Annotated in this window: 20 protein-coding genes and 1 tRNA gene; 9 read left to right on the plus strand and 12 right to left on the minus strand. The window is 65.0% G+C overall.

Annotation, left to right across the window (positions count from 1 at the left end):
- The first annotated feature begins 15 nt into the window (after positions 1-15).
- Positions 16-987: a S1C family serine protease gene (locus QX135_RS11105; RefSeq protein WP_315716217.1), complete on the plus strand. Its 972-nt coding sequence runs from the start codon at positions 16-18 to the stop codon at positions 985-987.
- A 19-nt stretch (positions 988-1,006) separates the two neighbouring features.
- Here QX135_RS11105 and QX135_RS11110 read toward each other — a convergent pair whose 3' ends face one another.
- Complete coding sequence (locus QX135_RS11110) at positions 1,007-2,941, minus strand: calcium-binding protein (RefSeq protein WP_316234082.1); 1,935 nt, start codon at positions 2,939-2,941, stop codon at positions 1,007-1,009.
- A 343-nt stretch (positions 2,942-3,284) separates the two neighbouring features.
- Here QX135_RS11110 and QX135_RS11115 point away from each other — a divergent pair, with 343 nt between their 5' ends.
- From QX135_RS11115 to QX135_RS11130, 4 genes are all read left to right on the plus strand, one after another.
- Positions 3,285-4,352 (plus strand): phospholipase, encoded by a 1,068-nt coding sequence (locus QX135_RS11115; RefSeq protein WP_315782999.1) that lies wholly within the window; start codon positions 3,285-3,287, stop codon positions 4,350-4,352.
- 141 nt (positions 4,353-4,493) lie between these two features.
- Positions 4,494-5,858, plus strand: a complete 1,365-nt coding sequence (locus QX135_RS11120) for a hypothetical protein (protein ID WP_409999340.1) — start codon at positions 4,494-4,496, stop codon at positions 5,856-5,858.
- A gap of 4 nt (positions 5,859-5,862) precedes the next feature.
- Positions 5,863-6,684 carry a hypothetical protein gene (locus QX135_RS11125; protein WP_316234083.1) on the plus strand — a complete coding sequence of 274 codons (822 nt, stop codon included), beginning with the start codon at positions 5,863-5,865 and terminating at the stop codon, positions 6,682-6,684.
- 91 nt (positions 6,685-6,775) lie between these two features.
- The gene (locus tag QX135_RS11130) at positions 6,776-6,982 is read left to right on the plus strand and encodes a hypothetical protein (RefSeq protein WP_172111383.1); all 207 of its coding nucleotides are present in this window, start codon (positions 6,776-6,778) and stop codon (positions 6,980-6,982) included.
- Positions 6,983-7,046: 64 nt separating this feature from the next.
- Here QX135_RS11130 and QX135_RS11135 read toward each other — a convergent pair whose 3' ends face one another.
- From QX135_RS11135 to QX135_RS11145, 3 genes are all read right to left on the minus strand, one after another.
- Positions 7,047-7,709, minus strand: a complete 663-nt coding sequence (locus QX135_RS11135; protein ID WP_316234084.1) for a DsbA family protein — start codon at positions 7,707-7,709, stop codon at positions 7,047-7,049.
- Positions 7,710-7,714: 5 nt separating this feature from the next.
- A complete protein-coding gene (locus tag QX135_RS11140) occupies positions 7,715-8,500 on the minus strand; it encodes a sulfite exporter TauE/SafE family protein (RefSeq protein ID WP_316234085.1) in 786 nt (261 codons plus the stop codon).
- Positions 8,501-8,700: 200 nt separating this feature from the next.
- On the minus strand, positions 8,701-9,195 hold the full coding sequence (locus tag QX135_RS11145; RefSeq protein ID WP_315755910.1) for a hypothetical protein: 495 nt from the start codon (positions 9,193-9,195) through the stop codon (positions 8,701-8,703).
- Positions 9,196-9,386: 191 nt separating this feature from the next.
- On the opposite strand from QX135_RS11145, the gene QX135_RS11150 reads away from it, so the two are divergent.
- Both QX135_RS11150 and QX135_RS11155 read left to right on the plus strand, forming a co-directional pair.
- Complete coding sequence (locus QX135_RS11150; RefSeq protein WP_316179521.1) at positions 9,387-9,698, plus strand: PsiF family protein; 312 nt, start codon at positions 9,387-9,389, stop codon at positions 9,696-9,698.
- A gap of 84 nt (positions 9,699-9,782) precedes the next feature.
- Positions 9,783-10,868, plus strand: coding sequence for an AbrB family transcriptional regulator (locus tag QX135_RS11155; protein ID WP_316234086.1), 1,086 nt, complete (start codon positions 9,783-9,785; stop codon positions 10,866-10,868).
- Here QX135_RS11155 and QX135_RS11160 read toward each other — a convergent pair.
- Entirely contained in the window at positions 10,865-11,398 is a 534-nt protein-coding gene (locus QX135_RS11160; protein ID WP_316179516.1) for a disulfide bond formation protein B, read from the minus strand. The two genes, QX135_RS11155 and QX135_RS11160, sit on opposite strands and share 4 nt — an antisense overlap.
- A gap of 173 nt (positions 11,399-11,571) precedes the next feature.
- On the opposite strand from QX135_RS11160, the gene QX135_RS11165 reads away from it, so the two are divergent.
- A tRNA-Leu gene (locus QX135_RS11165) sits at positions 11,572-11,656 on the plus strand.
- A 274-nt stretch (positions 11,657-11,930) separates the two neighbouring features.
- Here the strand turns inward: QX135_RS11165 and QX135_RS11170 are convergent.
- From QX135_RS11170 to QX135_RS11195, 6 genes are all read right to left on the minus strand, one after another.
- Entirely contained in the window at positions 11,931-13,001 is a 1,071-nt protein-coding gene (locus QX135_RS11170) for a hypothetical protein (RefSeq protein WP_315798983.1), read from the minus strand.
- A gap of 10 nt (positions 13,002-13,011) precedes the next feature.
- Positions 13,012-13,221, minus strand: a complete 210-nt coding sequence (locus QX135_RS11175; protein WP_316179513.1) for a hypothetical protein — start codon at positions 13,219-13,221, stop codon at positions 13,012-13,014.
- A complete protein-coding gene (locus tag QX135_RS11180) occupies positions 13,221-14,237 on the minus strand; it encodes a hypothetical protein (RefSeq protein WP_316179512.1) in 1,017 nt (338 codons plus the stop codon). The genes QX135_RS11175 and QX135_RS11180 overlap by 1 nt, the downstream gene beginning before the upstream one ends.
- A 100-nt stretch (positions 14,238-14,337) precedes the next feature.
- On the minus strand, positions 14,338-14,643 hold the full coding sequence (locus QX135_RS11185) for a hypothetical protein (RefSeq protein WP_316179510.1): 306 nt from the start codon (positions 14,641-14,643) through the stop codon (positions 14,338-14,340).
- A gap of 259 nt (positions 14,644-14,902) precedes the next feature.
- Positions 14,903-17,020 carry a S8 family serine peptidase gene (locus tag QX135_RS11190; protein ID WP_316179508.1) on the minus strand — a complete coding sequence of 706 codons (2,118 nt, stop codon included), beginning with the start codon at positions 17,018-17,020 and terminating at the stop codon, positions 14,903-14,905.
- A gap of 17 nt (positions 17,021-17,037) precedes the next feature.
- Positions 17,038-18,153: a phosphatase PAP2 family protein gene (locus QX135_RS11195; protein ID WP_316179506.1), complete on the minus strand. Its 1,116-nt coding sequence runs from the start codon at positions 18,151-18,153 to the stop codon at positions 17,038-17,040.
- On the opposite strand from QX135_RS11195, the gene QX135_RS11200 reads away from it, so the two are divergent.
- The gene (locus QX135_RS11200) at positions 18,147-20,087 is read left to right on the plus strand and encodes a hypothetical protein (RefSeq protein WP_315812397.1); all 1,941 of its coding nucleotides are present in this window, start codon (positions 18,147-18,149) and stop codon (positions 20,085-20,087) included. The genes QX135_RS11195 and QX135_RS11200 overlap by 7 nt on opposite strands.
- Positions 20,088-20,372: 285 nt before the next feature.
- On the opposite strand, the gene QX135_RS11205 is transcribed toward QX135_RS11200, so the two are convergent.
- A complete protein-coding gene (locus QX135_RS11205; protein WP_316179685.1) occupies positions 20,373-23,477 on the minus strand; it encodes a DEAD/DEAH box helicase in 3,105 nt (1,034 codons plus the stop codon).
- Between the last annotated feature and the right edge of the window lie 32 nt (positions 23,478-23,509).

The following is a 23,509-nucleotide window of genomic DNA, read 5'->3' on the forward strand; positions in this document are numbered from 1 at the left end:
GAGCAGGAGAACGAAATGCCTTCTTTGACCGAATGGAAAGTGCCGTCTGCCTTCCAGCCTCGCGCCGAAGACTATCAATATGATCTTGATCAAGCCCTGTCCTCGATCGTGGGCCTGCATGCCATCATTCCGTCCGACGCCTTCAGCGCGGAAACGCTGGGGACCGAGCGAGCCGGCAATGCCGTCGTCATCGACGACGGGCTGGTGCTGACCATCGGCTACCTGATCACCGAGGCCGAATCCGTCTGGCTGCACCCCAATGACGGACGCGTGGTCGAAGGCCATGTGCTCGGCTTCGACTTCACCACCGGCTTCGGCCTGGTACAGGCGCTCGGGTCGCTCGACCTGCCGGCGCTGCCGCTCGGCTCGTCGGCCGCTACCAAGGTCGGCGATCATGTCGTGCTCGGCGGCGCCGGTGGGCGGACGCGATCGGTCGCGAGCCAGATCATCGCCAAGCAGGAATTCGCCGGCTATTGGGAATATCTGCTGGACGAGGCGATCTTCACCCACCCCGCCCATCCGAATTGGGGCGGCACCGGCCTGCTCTCGGCCAAGGGCGAGCTGATCGGCATCGGGTCGCTGCAGCTGGAGCGCGAGCGCGACAGCAAGGACGAGCACGTCAACATGATCGTGCCGATCGATCTGTTGAAGCCGATCATCGATGATCTCAGGCGCTTCGGCCGCGTCAACAAGCCGGCGCGCCCCTGGCTCGGCATGTACGCGACCGAGGTCGACGATCGCGTCGTCGTGATCGGCGTCTCCGACAACGGTCCCGCGGCCCGCGCCGAGCTCAAGGCGGGCGACGTGATCCTCGGGATCAACGGCGACAAGGTGACAAGCCAGAGCGAGTTCTATCGCAAGCTCTGGGCGCTCGGCGCAGCCGGCGTCGACGTGCCGCTGACGGTGCACCATGAGGGCGTCACCTTCGACGTCACGATCGCCTCGACCGACCGCGCCAAGCTGCTCAAGGCCCCGCGGCTGCACTGAGGCGGCCGCGGGCCTGCGCTCACGCGTTGACGTGCCAGGCCGCCGCGATCTGGTCGTGCAGCTGCGCATCCGTCGGCAACTGTGATGCCACTGTGGGATCGAAACCCGGATGCGCCTGGGCGTAGGTCGCCATGGCCTGCACGAGCTGCGAAACGTGCGTATCGATCTCGAGGCCTCCAGCCTTGATCTCCTGCAGCTGATAGGAGCCGCCAAGGAACCAGTCGGCCACCGTGACCTGCTGATGGGTGCCGAGAATGTCGATCTCGAGATCGTTGCCCGATTTGACGAACCAGAAATTGTCGGCCGTATAGGCGGTGCCGAAATCGAGCGTGCCGGTCGGCTTCGCCAGCGACGCGACGCCATTGATGATGACGTCGTTGCCGTCACCGGGCGCGTAGACATAGGTGGCGCCGACGCCGCCAACCAGGATGTTGTCGCCGGCCCCGCCCTGCAGCACGTCACTGCCCATACCGCCGATCAGCAGATCGTCGTTGGCGGTCCCGAACAGCATGTCGTTGCCGCCGCCCGCGATCAGCAGCGCACCATCGGTTGCAGCAATGGTCGCGCCCGACACTGGATCGATCGTCACCGTTGTCGCCGCGTCGCTCAAGGCTGCGCTGAGCCAGTCGAGATTGTCGGTCTTGCCGCCCCAGAGCGCGCCGATCGCCATGTCGATCAGGCCAGCATCCTCGCCGTCGAAGCTGGCGACGGCATCGATGAGCGCGACCTTGCCCAGGATGTCGACCGCCGATCCCGTGTCCCAGCGCGACCACAGATCGGATGACAGGTCGGCGACCAGCAGGTTCTTGGCCGTGTCCTGATAGAGGATGCCGTGCTCGTGGCCGATCACGCCGGGCGTCGTCGACATCACCTCGTCATGGTTCTGCGCCAGCAGCGCCGAATACTCGACCACGATCTCGGCCAGCGCCTTCTCGACCCCGCCGTTCTTCAGGTAGGTCGCCGCATTGTCGGCGCTGACGCTGTTGCCGAGCACGCCGCCGCCGTTGAACAGGGCCTGCACGGCGCTGTTGCCGTAGCCGCTGGCGTCGGTCACCGTCGAATAGGCGATCATGTCCTTCATCTTGTCGGACGGCGCGCCTTCCCCGCTCACACCGGCCGCGGGAATGCCGACGGCCGAAGCAATCGCGTCATCCTGCAGCGGCGCCAGCAGCACAGCCGCCGCCTTCTTCCAATCCTGGGCACCGTTGTCACTCGCCCACTGCATCATCGTCAGCAGCGCGATCGAGTGCAGGCTGACCGGATCCAGACCGAGATCCGTGCCCGCGCCGAGCACGGTCTTCTGCTCGGACGAGATGCCGATCGCAGCATGTGCGATGGCGAGCGCGCCGGCGACCGGTCCGAGCTGCAGCAACGCCAGGGGCGCTTCCAGCACGGGCGCCGCGGCTCGGACATATTGCAGGATCTCGCCGGCGACGGAGACCATGTGGATGTCGGAATAGCGCTCGACGGGGTGCGACGTCAGCGCGCCCCAGAAGCCGTGCAGCTGATCGTAACGGACCTCGGCGGCGAACTCGAACGGCATCGCGTCGTAGGCGTAGACCACCTTGTCGTTGAGCGCAGCGATGTAGCCGGCAAGTCCGCCGCCCAACGAATGGCCGGTCAGCGAGACGTTCGATGTCGCCCATGTCTTGTAGTAGGCTTCCGCATCCGGAAACTGCGTCGGCCAGCCGGTCAGACCGGCGCCGCCAAGCCACGACGGCACGTCGGCGAGACTGTCGGTGCCGCGAAACGAAATGATCCGTGTCGATGGATCGCCCGCGAGCTGATAGGTCGCGGCCTCGAAATTGTCGGCGGTCGAGGTCACGCTCCCCGCCACCAGCTCATAGCTCCCAATGCGACTGAAATTGACCACCAGCGTCGGGTTGACGCCTCTGTTGTAGACGTCCATGGCGAGCACCGCGTTGATCAACGCGGCCGACGGCGACTTGGTCATGATGCGAATCCCCCCTCGGCAACCGATCGGCAGTTTTGACCCAGGGCGGTGATCCACGAGGAACCCTCCGCTGCGCCGCCGGCTCTCACCAAGTGCGACATCGCGCCCGAATTTTGTCAACCAACTATCGTCTCCGCGTGTATTCGCGCGCAACTCACCTGCCGCGCGCGATGGCAGCCTCCGCGCGGTGTTGACTTGCAGGAGCCGCATCGCGAGATTGCGGCTTCGTGGAGCGAACACGCGTTCGGAAAATGGTCATTGCCCGGACGCCCGATTTTGCGTTGCATGACCGGCAAGCAGACGAGACGGCCAGACCCGCGTATCGCGTATCAAGGAGACCTGCATGACGGATGCCGTGGTGGATGACATTCTCATCGTGTTGCCGCCACTGCTGCAGACGCTCGAAGCCCTGTCCCACGTTGCACGCTACCTGAACCCGCCGGATTTCGATCGCGTGATGGCTGATGTCGGCGATCCCGAGCGGACGCTGCACACGGCGCGGATTCATCTCACGTCGTGGCCGGCGGACTTCGCCCATATCCGTATCGCCTTCGACACCGCGGCGGACGCCGCGCTGATGTCGTTTGCCGGCCTGCGCGCCGTTCAGCGCGGTGAGGGCGACCTGGTCGATGTGTTCAGAGCCCTTCGTCAATTGCCACGCGCACTCGAGGCGCTGTTTCCACTGGCAGCGACGCTGCCGCCGCTGAGCGAATTCTTCCTCGATCCCGCCGTCGATGGCGACAACGGGCTGCGCCAGTTGCTGGCCGCTTCTTCTGCAGGCAAGGACGCCGTGTTTCACGACCACAACGAGATCGGCAATCGCGGCGGCTTTTCGCTGTATGTGCCGGAATACTACACGGCGGACAGGGCTTGGCCGCTGGTCATGGCGCTGCATGGCGGCAGCGGCAACGGCCGCGACTTTCTCTGGAGCTGGCTGCGCGCCGCACGCAGCCTCGGCGCCATCCTGGTCGCCCCCACCGCGGCAGGACCGACCTGGGCGCTGATGGGCGACGACGCCGATACGCCGAACCTCCTGCGCATTCTCGACCTCGTCCGCAGTCGCGTCGCGATCGATCCCGCCCGCATGCTCCTGACCGGGATGAGCGACGGCGGCACGTTCTGCTACGTCAGCGGATTGGCCGCAGGCTCGCCGTTCACGCATCTTGCGCCGGTGGCCGCGACGTTCCATCCGCTGATGGCCGAGATCGCCGACCGGGACCGTCTGCGCGGCCTGCCGATCCAGATCGTGCACGGCCGGCTCGACTGGATGTTCCCGGTCGAGATCGCGAGGCATACGGCCGACGCCCTGGCCAAGGCCGGCGCCGACGTCGCCTATCGCGAGATCGACGATCTCAGCCATTGCTATCCGCGCGAGGCCAATGTCGAGCTGCTGCGCTGGCTGTTGCGCTGAGCTTGCCTCTCCTTGCTACGACATGGCTGATCGGCAATGCCGCCGACACAATGTCGGCGGATTTTGTCCGCATTGGTCCTGCTCGGTCATACAGCGGGGGCGCTGCACACGGGCGGCCATGACGCCGCCGAAGGTCTGCTCATGCCCTCGCCGCTGATGCCCTCGCCTGCCGCGTCCGTCGCGCAAGTCTCGTCCGCCCGCTCCTCCACCTCCGTCGTGCTTGCCAATGGCGTCAACCGTCTCGAGGTGACGCTGAAGCTCACGACCGCGATCCTGGCGCTGGCCGCCGGCGTCTACACCTATCTTGGCGTCCGCGAGCTGCTCAACGGCAGTCCGACCACGGTGTTCTTTGCGGCGGTCATCTACTCCGTCGCGGTCTCAGTCGGCATCTACGCCTTCTGGGTGTTCATGATGCAGTTCATGCCGCACGTCACCAGCGCGATGGGGCGTTTGATGATGGCCGGCTGCATGCTGCTGGGCTCGCTGATGATCGTCGCGATGTCGTCCTGGCTGAATGCGTCTGCCCTGGCCGGCGCCGCGGCGATCCAGCAGCATCTCGCCATCACCGTGCAGAACTACACGCGCGACCTCGACAGGGCCAATAGCCAGGCCATCGCTGCGCAAAGCCTGCTGCCCGATATCCAGCTCGCCTCCTCCCGCTTCGCCAAGCTGGCGGACGCCGAACGCGCGGGCTCGCTGACCGGCACCTCCGGATCGGGCACCGTGGTCCAGCTTCTCGCGCAGATGTCGACGCAGCTCGACGGACTGGGCCAGCAGGTCCAGGAGTCCGGCAAGCGCGTCTCTGCTCTCTATGAGCAGGGCGGCAAGAGCCTCGCCAAGATGCGAGAGCTGATCTCCGACCGCGGCCCGATCGCAACGCGCAGCGATGCCTTCGCCACGGAGTCGTTGAACCTGATGGGCGTGATCGCCAATCTGCAGCAGACCTCGGTGGCACCTGCGGTGAGGCGCGCCGCGGCCTCGCTGTCCGCCGGTTTCATCGCGCCGGCCGCAGGCGGACGCAGCGGCGACCTGGCCGAGCGCCAGACCGCCGTCGTCGGCAAGGTGGAAGGCGCGATCGCCACGCAGGCCGCCTCGCTTGCCGACGCCGCCGACAAGATCCTGGCGCTGCCGCGCATCGAGCCGACCCGCTTCCAGACGCTGTCGCCCGCTGAAGCCGTGCTGCGCTACGCCGGCGACTTCATCCCGAGCTGGGCGGGCGCGATCTCGATCGACCTGATGCCGGCAGTGCTGGTGCTGATCCTCTGCGTCGTCCATGCCGCCATCCGCCGCGAGGGCCTGCCCGCCGTGAGCGCCTCCAGCCTGACGGCCGCCGATCTCGTCACCGCATTGCAGATTGCGCGCGAGGTCGAGGACGCCAGGCGGGCGGCCGAGCGACGGCCAGCCGAAACGCCCACGGAGGCGCCTGCTGCATCAGCCGTTGAGCCAGCGCCGGCCGCGGCGGATGAGAACGTGACGTCGCTGTCATCAGCTCGAATCGGAAAGTAGTCCCGTGGCTTCGGCGCTGAACCGACGCGTCCATGCCTGGCTCGCGGGCAATCCCGATGAGAGCATTCTGCGTTGGGTCTTCCGCAGCGTTCTCGTCGTCACCGTCGCGGTTCTCGCGGCGGACCTGCTCGAGTTGAATGCTCCGCAGGTGCCATCGGATGCAGCCCCGCCTCAGCTCGACATTCGGCGCGAGGCGCCGGACCTGCCGGCCGAATCACCATCCTTGCTGGCGCCCTTGATGAAGCGGCTGATGCCGCTGCCGCAGGGCGATCGTGCCTTGCAGCAGCCGATTCAGTTCGAGCTGCGCGGCGGCGGCCGGCTGTTCGCGACCGGCACGATCACACCCGGCAGCGCGCGCAGCTTTGCGGACGCAGTCGAACGTCATGGCGAATATATCAGGACGATCGTGCTGAACTCGCCCGGCGGCTCCGTCGCCGACGCGCTGGCGATGGGGCGACTGATCCGCGCGCGGAAATTCGCAACCGAAGTGGAGGCGGGAAAATATTGCGCCTCGTCGTGCCCGCTGGTGTTCGCCGGCGGTCTCGAGCGCCGGGCCGGCGAGCGGGCGATCATCGGCGTACATCAGATCGCCGCAGTCCCCACGTCCGGGACCGCCGTGAGGTCCGGCGACGACATGAGCCTTGCGCAGAACATCTCGGCGCGATGCCAGCGCCACCTCGCCGAGATGGGCATCGATCTGAAGGTCTGGGTGCACGCGATGGAGACGCCGCATGACCAGCTGTTCACGTTCAAGCCCGACGAGATGAAAACGCTCAATCTCGTCACTTCGCTGCCGGAATCGCGGCCTGAAAAATCGCGCAGTTAGGTTGTCTTGATCGCGGCGGACCGGGACCGCGGCGAGCGCGGAACCAAGTTTCGACCGCGGCGTTGTTGGCCGTCACACTGGAGAACATGACATGCGGACATTCGTGGGAATGATCCTGGGGGCCCTCATCCTGGGGTTCGGCGTCTACATCCATGATTCGATGCAGACCTCCGAGGTCGCCAACGGGCCGACCGCGCAGACGCGCCGGACCATCGTGAACTGGGACGTCGCGGCGGACAGCTGGAATTCACTCAAGACCCGCGCGCATGACGACTGGGTTCGCATCTCGTCGAAGTAACGCGCACGACGCTGCTGTTTTCAAGGCGTCTCGGCCGTTGGTCGAGGCGCCTTTGCTTTGCCAATCAGTTGGCCGCCTTGGCCTTGCGCGCGTCGGCGATGACCTGCTCGAACTGCGCCATGGTCAGCACGCCGGGTACCCTGAACTTGCCGACGATGAAGGACGGCGTGCCGCGGAAACGCAAGCCCCGCGCCTGCTTGTCGTTGCGCGCCAGCATGCCGTCGATGGCCTTGGCGTTGGCGGCGAGGTCGCGCTTGGCGCGATCGACGTCGACGCCTGCTCCCGCGAGCAGTTCGTCGATGCGCGGCTCGGTGAGCTTCGAGCTGACGCCGATCAGCGCCTCATGCGCCTTCGCATATTTGTCCTGATATTTGCAGGCCAGCGCCATCCGCGCGGCAACCACCGAAGTCGGCCCGAGAATCGGCCATTCCTTGAGAACCCAGCGCACCTTGCCATCGTCATGGATGACCTGCTGCAGTTCGGGATCGAGCTTGCGGCAATACGGGCAATTGTAGTCGAACCATTCGACGATCGCGATGTCGCCCGAAGGATTGCCGAGCACCGGCGCCTCGGGGTCGCGCAGCACCGCGCCCTCGTCGGGCTCGTCGGCATCCTCGGCGTGACTGTCGCGGGGCCACAAGGAAAGCGCCGCGCCGGCGCCAAGAAGCGTCAACACGTCACGCCGGCTGCTGGCGGAGGTGATCGCAGTCGAGGGGACGCGCTTCATTGAGGTCAGCTCCAGATATGCAGCAGGCTGCGCGTCAGCATGTACAGCGCCACCACCGCGATCACGACGGAAAACACCACGTTCAATGCGCCGCGCCGTCCGGAGAGATGGCGCGCCAGGCGTGTGCCGGCAAGACCTCCCGCGATTCCGCCAGCGATGAACAGTCCGGCGAGATCCCAGGCGACGAGCCCGGACCAGGCATAGCTCGCCGCGGTGGTGAGCCCGAAGGTCGTCACCGCGACCAGCGACGAGCTGACCGCATTCATGATCGGCATGCCCGTCGCAGCCATCAGCGCCGGCACGATCAGGAAGCCGCCGCCGATGCCGAAGAAACCGGACAGCGTGCCGGTGGCGAGGCCGAAGCCGACGACCGCCGGGACGTTGGCCATGCTCATCTTCACATCGGGGGTGCCGATGCGGGCGCGCGTCTTCAGCATCAGCATGGCGATGACCATCATCACCAGCGCGAACAGCGCCAGCAGCTTCTGGCCGTCGACCATCTTGCCGAGCAGCGAGCCGATGAAGGCGCCGACGATGCCCGCCGTTGCGAACAGCGCCGCGATCGGCCAGATCACGGTGCCGCCGCGCGCATGATTGGCGAGATTGATGGCCGCGTTGGTGGCGACCGCGATCGCGCTCGAGCCGATCGCGATGTGCGGCTCGGGCACGCCGACGACATAGACCATCAGCGGCACCGCGAGCACCGAGCCGCCGCCGCCGACGAGGCCGAGCGAGAACCCGACCATCGCGCCGCAAAACAGGCTGAGCACACCTTGGACAGCAGAGATCATGGCGAGAGCAGGGTCATTTCCCGCACAGGAAGGCAAGCCCCAAAATCACCGGAGCAGCAATGCCGCCGCCACCGCTGCGAACCGCCGCGCGACCGGCGCCGATCCGAGCCCGGCCACGGTCTCGCGGCGATGCGCGGCGTCGAAAGCGTCGGCCGGACGCATGATGCCCCCGGCCGCCGGCAACGTCTCGTCAGCCCGGATCAGGCAGCGCCCTTCAGCTTCTTGGTGCATTCGCTGTAGTAGCCGCCGCCCTTCTGGATCCACTTCAGGCCGCCATTGGCGTTGGTCGCCTTGTTGGCATTGTACTGATCGACGCAGGTCTGCAACCGCGCCTTGCCGGGCTTCTCCTTGGCGTATTTCGGGTCCACCGCGTTGGGGAACACGGCGGGACCGGTCGGCGCGGGAGCGGCCTCCTTGGCTTCGGATTTCGCCGCCTTGGCCGGCTTGGCCTCGGCGGCAGGCGCGGCCGGAGCCGCCGGAGCCGCGGCCGCGGCGGCATCGCTGCCGCACTGGGCCTTGCGGAAGTCGTTCCACTTCTGGCCGCCCAGCGTGCCGGCCTCCTTCGCCTGCTTGTACTTGGCGCTGCATTCCTGCGCGGTCAGCGCCTTCGCCGGGGCGGCGGCGAACGTCGCGAGCCCGATCACGGCCAGCGTAGCGAGTGACGAAGCAACCAATGATTTTGCGTGAAAACTCATCCTCGATCTCCCTGTGGAGCATGATGGAATGGGACGGTAATTCTAGCGAGACGCTCGCGACCGACAAAGCAGGCGGGAGCGTGGCGGCGCGAAAATATAATTTGCGTCGCGCGGCGATCCGGCTCATTCCATTCACTGCGGGTTCAGCATCGCCGGACATCGCGCCGTGCCTTTCGTTCGAGGACTTCAGCATGAGATTCACTGCCCGGGCGGCGATTGCGGCCATCGCAATTGCCACCCTGTGGACCGCCGGCCCCGCCTGCTCGCAGCCCGGATTGACGCTGCCGGCGCGGCCCGATGCCGCCACCGACAAGTTCGCCAGCCTGGACAAGGCGGCGCGGCGGACGATTTCCGTTGCCTGCTCCAAGGAGGCTGACGAGCAGGGGCTGAAGGGCAAAGCACGCGGCAAATTCCGCTCGGCCTGCAAGCGCGACAAGGCGGCGGCCGCCGCCGCGGCGACACCCGTGCCCGCTCCCGCGCCGACGCCGGAGAAGTCGAAATGATCGGCACCTACGGGGTGCATGCGCGCATGGCGCCCGCGCAGCGGCGGGAATTGTTCGCGCAGGCAGCTTTTGGCATAAGGCGCCGTGCGCCAGATCATCTCCTCCCTCCCCTTTGAGCTGCCGAGTCGCGCCAAGATCCTGAGCGCGATCGAGACGCTCGTGCTCGGCACCGCCGGCGGCCTGATCTTCCTCGTCGCCCATCTGCCCGGCGGGCTGATCTCCGGCGCGATGATCGCGACCGCGATTGCCGCCATCGCCGGCCGCCCGCTGGCGATGCCGCCGATCCTGACCCAGACCGTGCTGCTGTTGCTCGGCATCTCGATCGGCGCCGTGGTCTCGCGCGAGCTGATCAACCACGTCAGCGCCTATCCGGTGACCATCGGCCTCCTGGCGCTCGCGACGTTCTGCTCGACCTTCGGCTCCAGCCTCTATCTGCAGCGCGTCCATGGCTGGGACCGCACCTCGGCGCTGCTCGCCGGCAGTCCCGGCGCGCTGTCGCAGATCACGATGCTCGCGGTCGAGCGCGGCGCCGACCTGCCGGCGATCGCCGTGGTGCAGACGCTTCGCGTGATCATCCTGACCGCGGCGCTGCCGCTGGTGCTGGCGGTGGCGGGCGTCGCACCGGCCGCGCCGATCTCGCTCGGCCAGAGCGTCGCCTCGCCGCTCGGCCTGCTCGCGCTGCTGGTAGCCTCGCTGGTCGCGGCGATGCTGATGCAGATGATCAGGTTTCCGGCGAGCTGGCTGTTCGGCGCGATGGTCGCCAGCGGCGTCCTGCACGGCACCGGCCTCGTCGAGGGCGGCCTGCCGGAATGGATGCGCGGCGTGGCGCTGGTCGGCATCGGCGCCCTGATCGGCAGCCGCTTCGCCCGGATGCGGGTGAAGACCCTGGTCGGCCATATCAGGGCCGCGTTGGGCTCGTTCGCGATCGCGGTGGCGATATCGGCGCTGTTCGTCACCGTGATCGTGCTGGTGACGCATGTGCGCTTCTCCGACACCATTGTCGCGTTCGCGCCCGGCGCGATGGACGCGATGATGGCGCTGGCGTTGACGCTGCACATCGACCCGATCTTCGTCGGCGCGCATCACCTGTCGCGCTTCGTGTTCGTTACCATCGCCACCCCCGGCATCGTCCATTTGTTCGGACGGCCGCAGGAGGATGTCGACGACTAGGCGCGCTTCCGGGCGATGCCCCAGCCCGCGATGGCGGCGATGGCGAGCGAGATCAGCACGCTGTAGCCGGCGAGCGACAGGCCGAGGAAGCGGAATTGCACCTCGTCGCAGCGTACGACCTTGACGCTGTCGAGCCGCTCCAAGAGGTTGCCGGCGCTGCCGAGATTGCCGATCGGCCCGGTGCATTCGGTCGGCCCCGGCCAGAAGCCCCATTCGACGCCGGAGTGATAGACGCCGAGCCCGGCATTGCCGAGCGCGGCCAGCGCCGCCACGCCGAGCCCCGCGAGCACCAGCGCGCGCGGCGCGCCGCCTTTGGCGGCGAGCGCGATCAGCAGCCCGAGCGGCACGATCGCATAATAGGCCCAGCGCTGCTTCAGGCAGAGCTCGCAGGGCTGCAGGCCCCAGACCAGCTGCATGTACCAGGCGCCGGCCAAGGCCGCCGCCGCGATGCCGGCCGCGAGCAGCGCCGCCGCCACCGCCGGGCTCATGCTCCCCGCCGCAGGTCGCGCCATCACAGAAGTATTGGTCATCGGTCCTCCCGAACGGGGCTGCATCCGGTCCCATGCCGGGCCGCTCCGGCTCCTACTCCGGCCCGCGAAAGCTGTCGAGATGCGCGCCCATCACGTCCGTGCGGGTTGACCCGGCCCGGCCGCCCGCTATAGTCCGCCCGCTTCGCTATGGTTCCTGCACAGGCCCGGCGAATGCCCCTGTGGCGGAACTGGTAGACGCGCTCGACTCAAAATCGAGTTCCGCAAGGAGTGCTGGTTCGATTCCGGCCAGGGGCACCATTTGGGCGTTCGCCAGCGTGTTTCACCCTCAAAATCAAGCTTAAGCCGCCGTTTGCCCTTCGCCGGCGTCCGCCCCGTTCTGTTGGTATCCGCCCCCTATTTCCAGCACCTGAAGCCGGCAGCGAAAGACGACAAACGCTCAAATGAAGGCGGGCTCTTCATGCTCGTCACCGCGACCGGATCGTAGCTTTGGCGCTTCGCCTATCGCTACGACGGCAAGCAGAAACCGCTCGCCAACTAACCTCCATAGGCTTCCTTCGCTGACAAGCGTAGGTCAGTCGAACGCCGGCGGAAGCCCCAACTCGGGGATCCTGTCGCGCTGCGGATCCTGGAAGTCGAACAGCATGCGGCCAGGGATCTTGCCAATCTCGAGATTTTCGATGAGGAACGCGCGAACACCGAAGTGGCCCTTGAAGTCCTGCCGCACCTTGTCCCAGTCCGAGAAGGCGCAGAACTTCTCCTTGGGAATCGTGCAGGGTTGGGTCGGTGGATTCTTCTGCGAGAAGCCGAGGGGATGCCAATCGCGGTAGAGGCCGCCGACGAGCTCCTTGGCGGCGTAGTGCCCGCAGAAGAAAGTCTGCGCCAGCTCGCAATAATGCGGGTAGAACGGCTTGAAGTTGTCGATACGGTAGGTCTGAATGCCCGTGTCGCCGAACTCCTTGAGCTCCGCGTCGTGAAGCTTGCCGGGCTTGAGAAAGCGATCCTCCGGCGCGACGCCGGCCTCGACATTGCTGACGACCTGCAACAGCCCCCGCGCATTGGCCGGATAGAGATCGATCTGCAGGGGAAAGATCACGACTGATACACGGTATCCGGCGACATAGCCGATGCCGAACAGGTCGAGCGCTTCCTTGACCGTATGACCCTTCAACTCCTCGTAGTCGGCGACGAAGGAATATCTCTGCCGGGGCGGACCGAGCTGGGTCAGCGCGTCGATGCCGAGGGCGGCATCGGAGGGGCTGCGCGAGATCATGCGGATGACATAGCGCACACGTCTGTTGCTGGCGAGATCGTCGATCGCTTCATTGACCGACTTCCTGCGAATCGGATCCTGCGACACGTAGAACAGCGCCAGCGACGGACCGGCCGCGGAGAACAGGATGCCACCAACCAGGCAAAGGAAGAACGCCGCCTTGAAGAACGAGGTGACCTCTTCCGGTTTTGACCTGAGCGCGATGCAGGCGAACACCGTGGTGATGAGCAGCAGGATCAGTCCGACCGCCAGCAGCGCTGCGGTCGAGGATGAGGCGAGCACGAAGCTCAGCACCTGAACGAAACCATCGATGGCCTTGTCCATATCATCTCCCTCCGTCGTGAAGCCGTAGAGCTTCCAGAACCCGGTCATGACTACCAGCTCAGTCCTTGTCGGCGGTGCAGCGTCCGCCCGAGAAGCCAGCGAAGGCGGCACAGGTCTTGAAATTGAGCGAGAGCTTGTACAGGTCCGTTCGCTTGGCGGTCTCCTCGTTGCGCCCGCTCTGGTAGGAGAAGGCGAGCGCGACGTTCGCGCGCTGGCGGATGAAACCTGCAGGACGCGGCCTGCAGGTTTCATCCGCCGCTCGCCGCATCACTTGCCAAACAGAGGACCGACGGACGGAAGAATGACCGCCGTGACCGTTCCCTTTGCGCCGTCCGCAGACGGATTGCCGAAGCCGAGGTTTGCAGGCGACGGGAAATTGCCTGGCGATCCTCCACCCGTGCCCTTGCACCAGCCATTGGCCGGCGCGCCCTGGCCGCCGGGGCCCGGATTGCCCGGGCTGCCGCCCCGACCGGGGAGCCCGGCCCGCCCGCCGACATTGTTGATCCGCGAATAGCTCAGGACTTCGTAGGCAGGTCTGGTCGTGACGAAGACGAGATCGGCGCCTTGTCCCCCAGCGCCGGCGTCACCGCCGCGTCCTCCGGGACCGGCAGCGCCTCCCATCCCGCCGGGGCCGCCACCCTCCTTGCAGTCGAACAGGCTCGTGGCCCCTTCCTTGCCGTTTCCGGCCCGGCCGCCGTTGCCGCCTTTCCCCCCGGTCCCACCATCGCCGCCGTCAATGCCGCGGAAGAGAAGGACGAGGTTGAGAAGACCAGCCGGGATCGGCCCTTTCGGATCGGAGAGCTCTCCGGCGACCAGATAGACGTCGGGCAGTTGCCGGGTCTGTCCGGCCACGGCAGGCCCGCCGGGGCCGCCGGGATAGCCTGGATTGCCGGTCCGGTTGGTCTCGCCAGGATTGTCGGCGCCATTGGGACCTGCAGGGCCGTCACTGCCGACGGCGGCCACGGCCTGCGGATCGCGCTGGATGATGCTGTAGCTGTCGGGGTTGGCGAACTTGATGCGTTGCGCGGCCACCACGATGTAGGGATAGTTCAATCCGGTCAGCGTCAGCTTTGCCCCCGCCGCGAAGGAAATCTCGTCTGCCTTGATGATCTGCTGCGCGAATTTCTCCTCACCGCTGATCGGAATCAGCGTCTGCGTCAGCGGAGCCGCCTTGATCGCGGCCGCGATGTCGGGCGGCAGTGAGCCTGTCGGAATCTGCTGTTGCGCCAGAGCGACGCTGGGCAACAGCATGGCAGAGCAGGCCATCAGTCGAAGACTCTTCATCTGCAATCTCCTCAGGTCATCATGATTGTTTGAATCAGCGGCCCGCTTTCGAGACGCCGCGCCTGGACGGCGAGCTGCCATCCAGGTCGCCGAACAGCGCCTAGCGAGATCCCGGAATCGGGAAGCGGACGTTTCCCTCGGCGCTGTTGCGGGTCACGTTGCCGCCGAGCGAGACATCGCGGTTGACGTTGAGCCGCGGCTCGTTGGTGGAAGGATCACGGCTGATGTTCGGATAGTTGGTCAGAGGCGGGGCTGGAGCGTGGAAGTTCTGCAACCGCTCGCTGTCGGTTTGTTGATGCGGCTGATAGGTCGGCACCAGGTCCTTGAGGTTCTGACCGGAGGCCTGGGACATCAGCAAGGGCGAGATGATCAAGCCCATCACGATACGGATATTGGATCTGCGCATTGAATCCTCCTGTTGTCTCGTTTGCACGGGAGGAACTATGCCGAGGGGTGTGAGACGATCGTCAGGACATCGCAAGAGCATCGTCAAAAATGCATTGGAACGACGCCATCTGCACTCACGCACTTGCGCTATCGCGCGCGTCGGCAAGGGCGCAGCGCAAGAGGAATCGGATGCGGTCTGGGAGTCGAGGCGCGCGCCTGTGCTGGCTCACTGTCTCCAGCATGCTGCAATTGCGCGGCGGCGAACCAGGGAGTCGGGATCAGCGCAAGTTTGGGCTGCGCGGATAGGTCCGCGGCGGCAGGCCGGGGTGGCCGCTCGCACGCAGGATGAAACCGCCGATACGGGCCTTGTCACACGGCGAAGCGGCGACCGCATCCTGCTTGATCGGCTCGAGCACGGCGGCGCCCGGCGGCGGGACGTCGGAGCTCGCCACGGGACCGTCGGTCACCGCAAGCGACGCAAGCACCGGGCCTGGTTGCAGCGATGCGAGATAATCTGCGAGCCTACGTACGAGTTGCGGCGCTGCCACGCTGGTGCCGCGCATCGCCACCACCGAACCGCTCCGGGTACCGGCCGCGAGCACGCCCCAATGCGCGGGCCCCTGGTCGGCGATGGCAGCACAATCGGGCTCGGCGCGCCCCGGCGTCGGACCGCTCGCCGTATAATCCGTCGGCTGGCCCGCGGCATCGACGGCGCCGACCACGAGCGCGCCCGCGCCGGTCGCGAGCGCCGACAGTGTATCCTCGCGAGTCATGGGGCAGCCACTGCTGGCCGGATCGCTGTAGCTGCCATCCAGCGCCGCACGCTGATAGCCCCCTGCATGATCGAAATAGGACTGACGTCCATGCTGCACGTAGCCCAGCGGGGTATCGTCGCGCTGGATGTAGAGATGTGCGGTCAGCGGCGCCTCCGATCCGTTGGTGACGGAAAGCCGCCAGCGCCCGGCCGGCGCTGGATGCCTCACGCTCCAGCGCGCGGTGGTCGGATTGACCGACAGATGAAAGCGGACGCGGTCGGGCTGGCCGGCCACCTTGGCCAGGTGGCCATTGATGGCGGCGATCGGCTTGCCGTCATCCTCAAGCACCTGCACATCGCCATCACCGAATCCATCGATCATGCGCGGCACGCCGCCGGGTGGCGTCAGGCTGACGCCGACACGCGGCCATTGCTGCGCGATCGCTTCGCCGTCGAGCCAGATCTCGAGATGATTGGACGTACCGTCATCCGGCAGCATGATCCAATCGATCTGATCAGAGGCGCCGGGCTGCACAGCCATCCGGCCCGTAGTTCGCTCGCGATAGCTGTTGCCGGCCGGCAGCACCAGATAGGTCGGGCCGCCGCGTTGGTTGCGGCGCTCGATCATCCGCGACAGAGCCTGCTCGATCTCGTGGCTGCCGTTCTTGGGGCCGGCCGCGATGCCATAGCTGAAATTGATGACGAGCGGCAGCTTCGTGCTGATCCGGTCGGCCCACAGCATGATCTGACGCGCTCCCTGCAGCACGTAGCTCGCCATGGTAACGCCCGTCGTATCGCCGGACACCGGCGACGGCAGCTGCACCGCCAACAGAGGCCGCTTGCTGCCGATATCTTCCGCGGTCGGATCGTAGCCACCGGAGAGATCGAGGATGTGTGTGCCGTGCGAGACGCGTTGCGCCAGCGGCTTGTGCTGATCATTGCCGAAATCGGTCATGCCGAACGCGCGATAGATGTCGGCCTCGCTCGCATTCGCCGCAAACAGCACGTCGAGCTCATCGCCGGTGAGCCGCTGCCCGGCGGCGACGCCGAAATCCTTGGTCCGGCGCTCGACATCCTGCAGCCAGATCGCTCGGATGCGCGATCTGCCGCTCCTGCTGCGAAAACGGCGGTTGGCAAAGGCGATGCCGTCATCGATGACGCCGATAGCGACCTGCCGCGTCAAATCCGTCAACGGCTTGCCGAGATCGGTCGGCGCGGCGATGACTGCGTCGAAGCGGAGCCCTGGAATCGGCGGGCCGACATGGATCGTCGTGAAGAGACCGTTGGCGGCAGTGCGATTGGCGATGTCTTCGGGCCGGTAGATAAAGAACTGCACATCGCGCGGATCGTCCGGCGGCGGGACGCGACCGATGCGGATGTCGTCGATCAGCTTCGTCAGCAGATCGAATTCGTCGGCCGACATGCGGATGGTCAGCGCGCCTGCAGGCTCATCCGGCTCGTGGCCGGCGGCCACCATGGCGGCCAACTGGCCGAGATGGGCCACATAGCTGCCGTTGGCCTCCGGCAGCAGTTGGATCTGCGCGCTGCACCAGTCCAGCCTCTTGCCGAGCGGCCTGTTGCGCAACTCCCAGTCCTGATAGGGATTGGCTCGTTCGGCCCGATCTCCTCGCCAGCCTCTCATGCGCCTGTCCTTTCGTGTCAGCCAACGATCAGGCGGCACTCGGCGAGCGCCTGCGTCCAGAGATGCTGCAAGATCGGCGAGACTGGAACGGTCGATGGCATGCCGGCCTCGATGATCGCGCCGCCCCCACCCTGCTCGCTGGCGACGTTCGCAGCGGCCGATCGCCTGTAGGACATCGCCAGCACATCGTCGTAGCGGAAATCGTCGTTGAACCCCCGCCCGTCGAACTTGCGCATCGTGACCTGGCCGCAGCCGGAGCAGCGCGCAATGAACAGCTCCGCCAAGGTCCAGCCCAGCACCATACCGGCCACGCTGTCGACCGGAAAATGCACGCCGGCGACCGTCCGGTTGATGGCAATGCGCTCGGCGTGGCGCATCAGCTGCACGAACACTGGATCGGTCGTATCGACATCATCCCGCCCGGTCCTCGCCTTGCGCATGAGGGCATTGATCACGAAGGCCGCGGCAAAGGATTCCGTGGCATGGCCGCTCGGCAGCGAGCCATGCCCCGGCGTCTGGATCATCGGCTGTATCTGCGCTGAGTATTCGATTGGACGCCGGCAGGTGAGCGCATGCTTGACCCGCATTTCGATCGTGGTCGTCACCTGCAGGATCAGCGCCAGCAGCTCGGCGGTGTGCGGGCTGCGGCTCGGATTCCAGTATCCGACCAGGCCCAAGAAGCTGGTGAAATCGTGCAGCTCGGCCAGGATCTCGCTGCTGCGTTCCATCCGCAGCGCGGCATAGTTGAACACCCAAGCCGCTTGTCCGGCGAAGTCCGCGGCATTGGGACGGATCATGTGCACGATCGGCGTGAACGTCTCATCGCTGCGGCCACGGTACTGAAGCGAGATCGAGGTCTCGCCTTCGTCATAGAAAAGGCCCGACAACAGCTCGCCAGCGAAGATGCGCAGTCGCACGTCGCGCGACCAGCGATCGAGCGCCTCTGGCCCGGCAGTATAGTGATCAGGCGTGTGTGACGGCTGGTTCCAGTAGCCGACGACGCCCTCCCGGCTGGTAATCAGCGCGCGTGCGCGCGATGAGGCGTGGGCACGGCGGCCCTCGCCGCTCTCACCGCTTTCGCCGCTCTCACCACTTTCGCCGCTTTCTCCGCTCTCACCGCTTAGCCATGCCATCTGCCGCCTCCCTGCCTGGCCCGGCGGACTTGCTCCGCCCGTTACCACTGAATGGTCGTTTTGACGGCACGCGCGGTCAAGCCGCCCGCTTTCGAAATGACGGCGTTTCACGGATTTTTCACGTTGACAGCAAGGGTGTTGGAGACTTCACTACTCAATCATTGGTTTCCGTATTTTCACGACTGATTACATCATGGTTGTGGGCGACGAATGTGAGCTCCGATCCAAAATTGCTGATCAAGCTTCTTGGTCCGTTTCGCGTGGTCAAGGCTTCTGGTGAGGATTGCACGCCCAGAGGACGCAAGGCTTGCGCTCTCATTGCGATGTTGGCGCTGGCGCGTGAGCACAAGCGATCGCGGGTCTGGATCCAGGACAGGCTCTGGGGTAGCCGCGGCAAGGAGCAAGGCGCGGCCAGCCTTCGCCAAAGCCTGACCGAAATCCGCAAGGCGCTGGGCGACTACCGCTCTCTGCTTTGCGCTGACAGCTTCGTCATTTCGCTCGATCCAAAGCTATTTGAGACCGACATCGCCCGTTACGCTACCGCGTCACCGCAGCAGACGATGGCGCCTCCCCAAGGTGAGTTTCTTGAAGGCTTTGACATTGCAGAGGAGGAGTTCGAGGATTGGCTGCGCGAGGAGCGTGCGCGATTCCAGACGCACGTCGCGCCGGCGCCTGAACTCCACCACGCCGCCAATCTCGCGACCGACCTTGCAGAGCACCTGCAGCCCCCCAAGGAGCGGCCCTCACGAAACCGGATCGTCCTGATCCCCGGCTGCCGGACAGGCCCGTCGGATGCCGCGGTCGTGACGGATAGCCTCGTCGATTCCATCGCCAAGACGATCAAGGAACTGGGCGTAGCCACGATCCAAGATCGTCGCGACATGAGCGCGTCGGCCGCCTGGCCGGCGGACACTTTGCCTGGAGATGGCTTGACTGGTGACGATGGCGCCTCGGTCAGCACGCTGTCCCTGCGCTCTGATGTGTTCGGATCTGACACGAGCAAGATCGTTCGGCTCGCGCTGCTGCAGCGCCCTGCGAACACGCTGGCATGGTCGTCGACATTGCAGATCAACGGCGACGGTACGCTCGACCTGAACGACACCAATGTGATGAGAACCATCAACCTGGTGGTCAACTTCGCCGTCGATCAGCTTGCTCATATCGAGGATGGCGCTCCTAGGTCTGCCTCCCATCTATGCTATGCTGGTATCCTGCGCCTGTTTCGACTTGGCAGAGCCAACTTCGAGTCCGCCGACAAGCTGTTCGCGGCTGCTTTCGCGGCCGAGCCACGCGGTATCTACCTCGCGTGGCGCGCCTATTTGCGCACCTTCATGCTCGCCGAGCGCCAATTCAACTGCCGCCAGACGATCGAGGCGGAGGCTTTCGATCTGATGTACCGGGCGCTGGAGCTCGAACCCTACAACTCCTATGTCGCTGGCCTGAGCGCGCATGTCCATTCCATGATGCGACGCTCGTACGTTGCCGCCTATGAGCTGGCCGAGCGAGCCATTCAACTGAACCACGCCAACCCGATCGCCTGGGCCTGCCTGGGAATCGCAAAGAGCTATCTCGGCAAACCAGAGGACGGCTTCCAGCACACATTGCTTGCCCGTACGATCGCTGGTGCGGCACCATTCCGTTTTCAGCTCGATGCCCTGAGCTGCATTGCGGGGACGATGGCGGGAGAACTGGACAAGGCCGTCCATCTTGCAGAAGCCAGCCATGCTCTTGCTCCGACCTTTGCCCCCCCCTTGCGATATTTGTCGGCTCTCTATGCGCATAATGGGCACCGTGAGCTTTCTTTCGAGATGGTTCGCAAGCTACAGACAACGGAACCAGACTTCTCATATGACAAGCTGAGGGATAAGGCCTATCCCGCGGCTGGCCTCCATCGGACATCAATCATCAACTCGCTGCCAGCCCGACAGTTCTAGCGGCGTCACGCTTCATCCGAGAGGTTGTGGAGCGGCAGACGCGATCGCTTACGGTCGCAACGCAGTCCACGCGCACGACTGATGACGCGGGCGAAGGCCACGAAAGAAAAACCCAAGGACGCCCCATCCGACGAGCCGCTTCAGAATAGCTCGAACGATCGTCTCTGCGTCAGGGCAACAAGGGTTCTCTCAATCGTCCTTGCCACGGGTCAAGCTCCATCGCTTTCATTTCGGGGCCCGACGAGAGCACACAGGACCGCTTCAAGCCGGGTGACGCGTCACCCTTCATTCGTCCAATAGATCCAAGAACTGTTCGACCCTTCGTAAGGCTGGTTCGTCGCTGCGCCCGGGATAGACGACGCGATCGCCCTCGCGCTGCAGCAACCGGGAGCGTGATTTCTTGATCCTCCCTGCGAGCATCGTTGCGGCAATCGCATCAGGCCCAACATCGAGACGCATGATCCCTCGTTGCCGGCAACTTATCCTGAGCTTGGCGACAGCAAAGAAATTGCTGGCCTCAGATGGCAACTTGCCGAATCGGCGGTGCGTTTCATCCTCGAGCTCCTCCAGCTCGTCATCACTCCGGCACCGAGCGGCTCGAGCGTAGATCTCGAGCCGGACCGCCTCCGATTGCACATAGCTCGCGGGAAGCAGCTCAGGGATGGGAAGATTCAGCTCAGGGATCCAGAGCGCGGACATTCCATCGCGGTCTCCCTCCAGGGCTAGCGTAAGAAGGTGGCCGTAAAGCGTCGGTCCGAACACCTGCGTGTGGCCGGATTGTCGATCGGAGCGCAGGTCGCCGCCGCCGCGGAGGTCGAGGTCGCGAGCGCTGATCGCGAAGCCGGCGCCCGGACGGCTCAACTCCTCGAGGGCGGAAAGCCGTTTTTCCGAGCGTTCGGAGCCGCCTTCCGTCAGGAAATGTGCAAACGCCCGGATGCCTCCGCGTCCTACGCGTCCCCTGAGCTGATGCAATTGTGCCAGGCCAAATTTTTCCGGCCAGCACACAACGATAGTGTTCGCACGTGGAATGTCGAGGCCGCTTTCCACGATGTTGGTTGCAAGTAGTACATCGGCACGACCTTCGACGAATCCCATCAATCGCTCGTCAATCTCGTCCGTTGGCAACTTGCCGTGAATGGTAATGATACGTAGTTCCGGCGCCAGCGCGTGGATCCTGGCCAGCAGGGGATCGAGATCCTGGATCCGCGGACAAACGACAAAACTCTGACCGTTACGTCTGTGCTCACGAACCAGGGCAGCGGCGATAGCTATGTCCGAGAGCGGTGCCACCTTGGTGGCAACCGGAACACGATGGACCGGCGGGGTCGCGATCACGCTGAGATCCCTCAAGCCCGTCAAGCCGGCCGCAAGTGTGCGGGGGATCGGTGTCGCACTCATCCAGAGCCTGTGACCGTTCTTATTGAGGCCCGACAGCATGGCTTTCTCAGCAGCGCCGAAATGCTGCTCCTCGTCAATGATGATCAGGCCAAGCTCGGCAAATCTCACCTCCTTGGATGCGAGCGAGAGGGTCCCGACGACGACCCTGAGTTCTCCGCTCTTGAGGCGCTCCCTTACCTTTCGCGCTTCGGCGGTCGAGGCAACCCGCGACAGGTTTCCAACATCGATGCCAAGAGGCGCGAAGCGCTTGCGGAACGTTTCGACATGCTGTCGTGCCAGCACTGTCGTCGGCACGACGATAGCGACCTGCTTTCCGGCCAGCACGGCGGCTGCCGCTGCTCGCAGTGCCACCTCGGTTTTGCCAAAGCCGACGTCCCCACAGACGATCCGGTCCATCGGGTGCCCCGATGCAAGATCATCCAGAACGTCGCGGATGGCCTTCGCCTGATCGGGGGTAGTGAAATAGGGAAAACGCGCGACGAACTTCTCATAGACAGCAGGGCGCGGCACGAGCTTCGGAGCCGGACGCCGACGGCGCTGACTCATCTGCTTGGCCAGCTCCTTTGCGACCACATGAATCTCCGTCTCGGCAGCAGCTCGCCGCGGCCGCCATGAGCTGCCGTCGGCCTTGTCCAGCGAGGTGTCTCCGAGCTCAGCGGCGTAGGGCCAGATCAGGGCCAATTCTGCGAGAGGGACGAGAACGGCATCGTTTCCGGCGAATACCAACCTGACCATCTCGCGCGCCGAAAGATCTCCCGTGCCCATGGATCTCAAGCCGCCAAGGCGTGCCAGTCCACGTTGCAGATGAACGACCACGGATCCGAGTTCAGGGAGGTCTCCCGAATCGAAGCCGGGCGTCCATGCCCAGTTCGTCGGTTGCGGTTGGTGTGCCCTGCTGCCGAGCACGTCGGCAGCAGTGATGACCACGAGCGGCTTCTTTCCAGGAACGACAAAGCCCGCATCGAAGCCTGCCAGCAATGCGGCCTGCTGCCTGCCCGTTGCGGTCGCGTGCGTCCAATCCGGCACGCATTCAGCCTTGATAGCGCTCATCCGGGCCATCACACGCAAATCCGCTTCGACCGCAGCGACGAAAAGCACACGTGCCCTACCGCGCTGGGCTTCCTCGATAAATGCACGGAGGGCCTTCCTTGGAGAGGAAGCCTTGTAGAACTCTGGCGTCGCACGATACGGAGTGGTTGGCGGCAACACAGTGATCTTCTTCGCCGACAGCTCCCATTCGCGTCGGCTGAGATAGGCACGGTCGCGCTCACTGCGGGCGGCCGCATCCTCGATCGTGCTCAACCAGGTGTCGGCGTGCCTGGGCACGGTGCTGTCGGCGATCCATTTGGCGCGCGCACAATAGTCCAATAGGCTGGACCTTCTTCGAGCCCGGCCCGTGAACGCCAGCCGCTCGGACATCGGGTCAATCAGGAGCTCCTTCGTTTCAGAAATCACCTCCTGGTCTATCGGATTGATCGCTGCAATACGCCGGATTCTCCCTCCGGAATGCTCTATCCTAAAAGGTCCGAACGCGCCGGCTGGGAATATCTCGAAGGTGTTGCCGTGAAACAAAACTCCACCGGGATAATCCGGACTATCGTCCAGGTCGTACCCGAGAGCTTGCAGACGGGCCTCAAGGTCTTCCTCGGAATAGACGGCCCCGGTCCGAAGTGGAAATCCGATACGAGACCAGTTCGCAGGCAACGGCAGGAGCTCCATTATGGCCTCCGCCGTCGTGATCAGCAGGATCGGCTTCTTTGCCCTGGCAAGGCGTCTCAAGACGGAGCTCCGCCGGCCCGCGATATCACGTGAAGGCTCAAGCTGATCGAACGGAAGCGTGTTCAAACGGGGATAGACGAGCACATCACAGCTCGGCTCGATAACTGGGATGATCGAACCCAACAGCTCGGCTCGGCTCTCATTTTCGGCGAGGAACACAAGTCCGCCTCGGCCCGAAGCACGCCATCGCGCCGTAAGATGCAGCGCCAACATGCCCAGTGGAGACGAGGAGGAAATGCCGGTCC

The organism is Bradyrhizobium sp. SZCCHNR1098, from assembly GCF_032489375.1.
Lineage (GTDB): Bacteria > Pseudomonadota > Alphaproteobacteria > Rhizobiales > Xanthobacteraceae > Bradyrhizobium.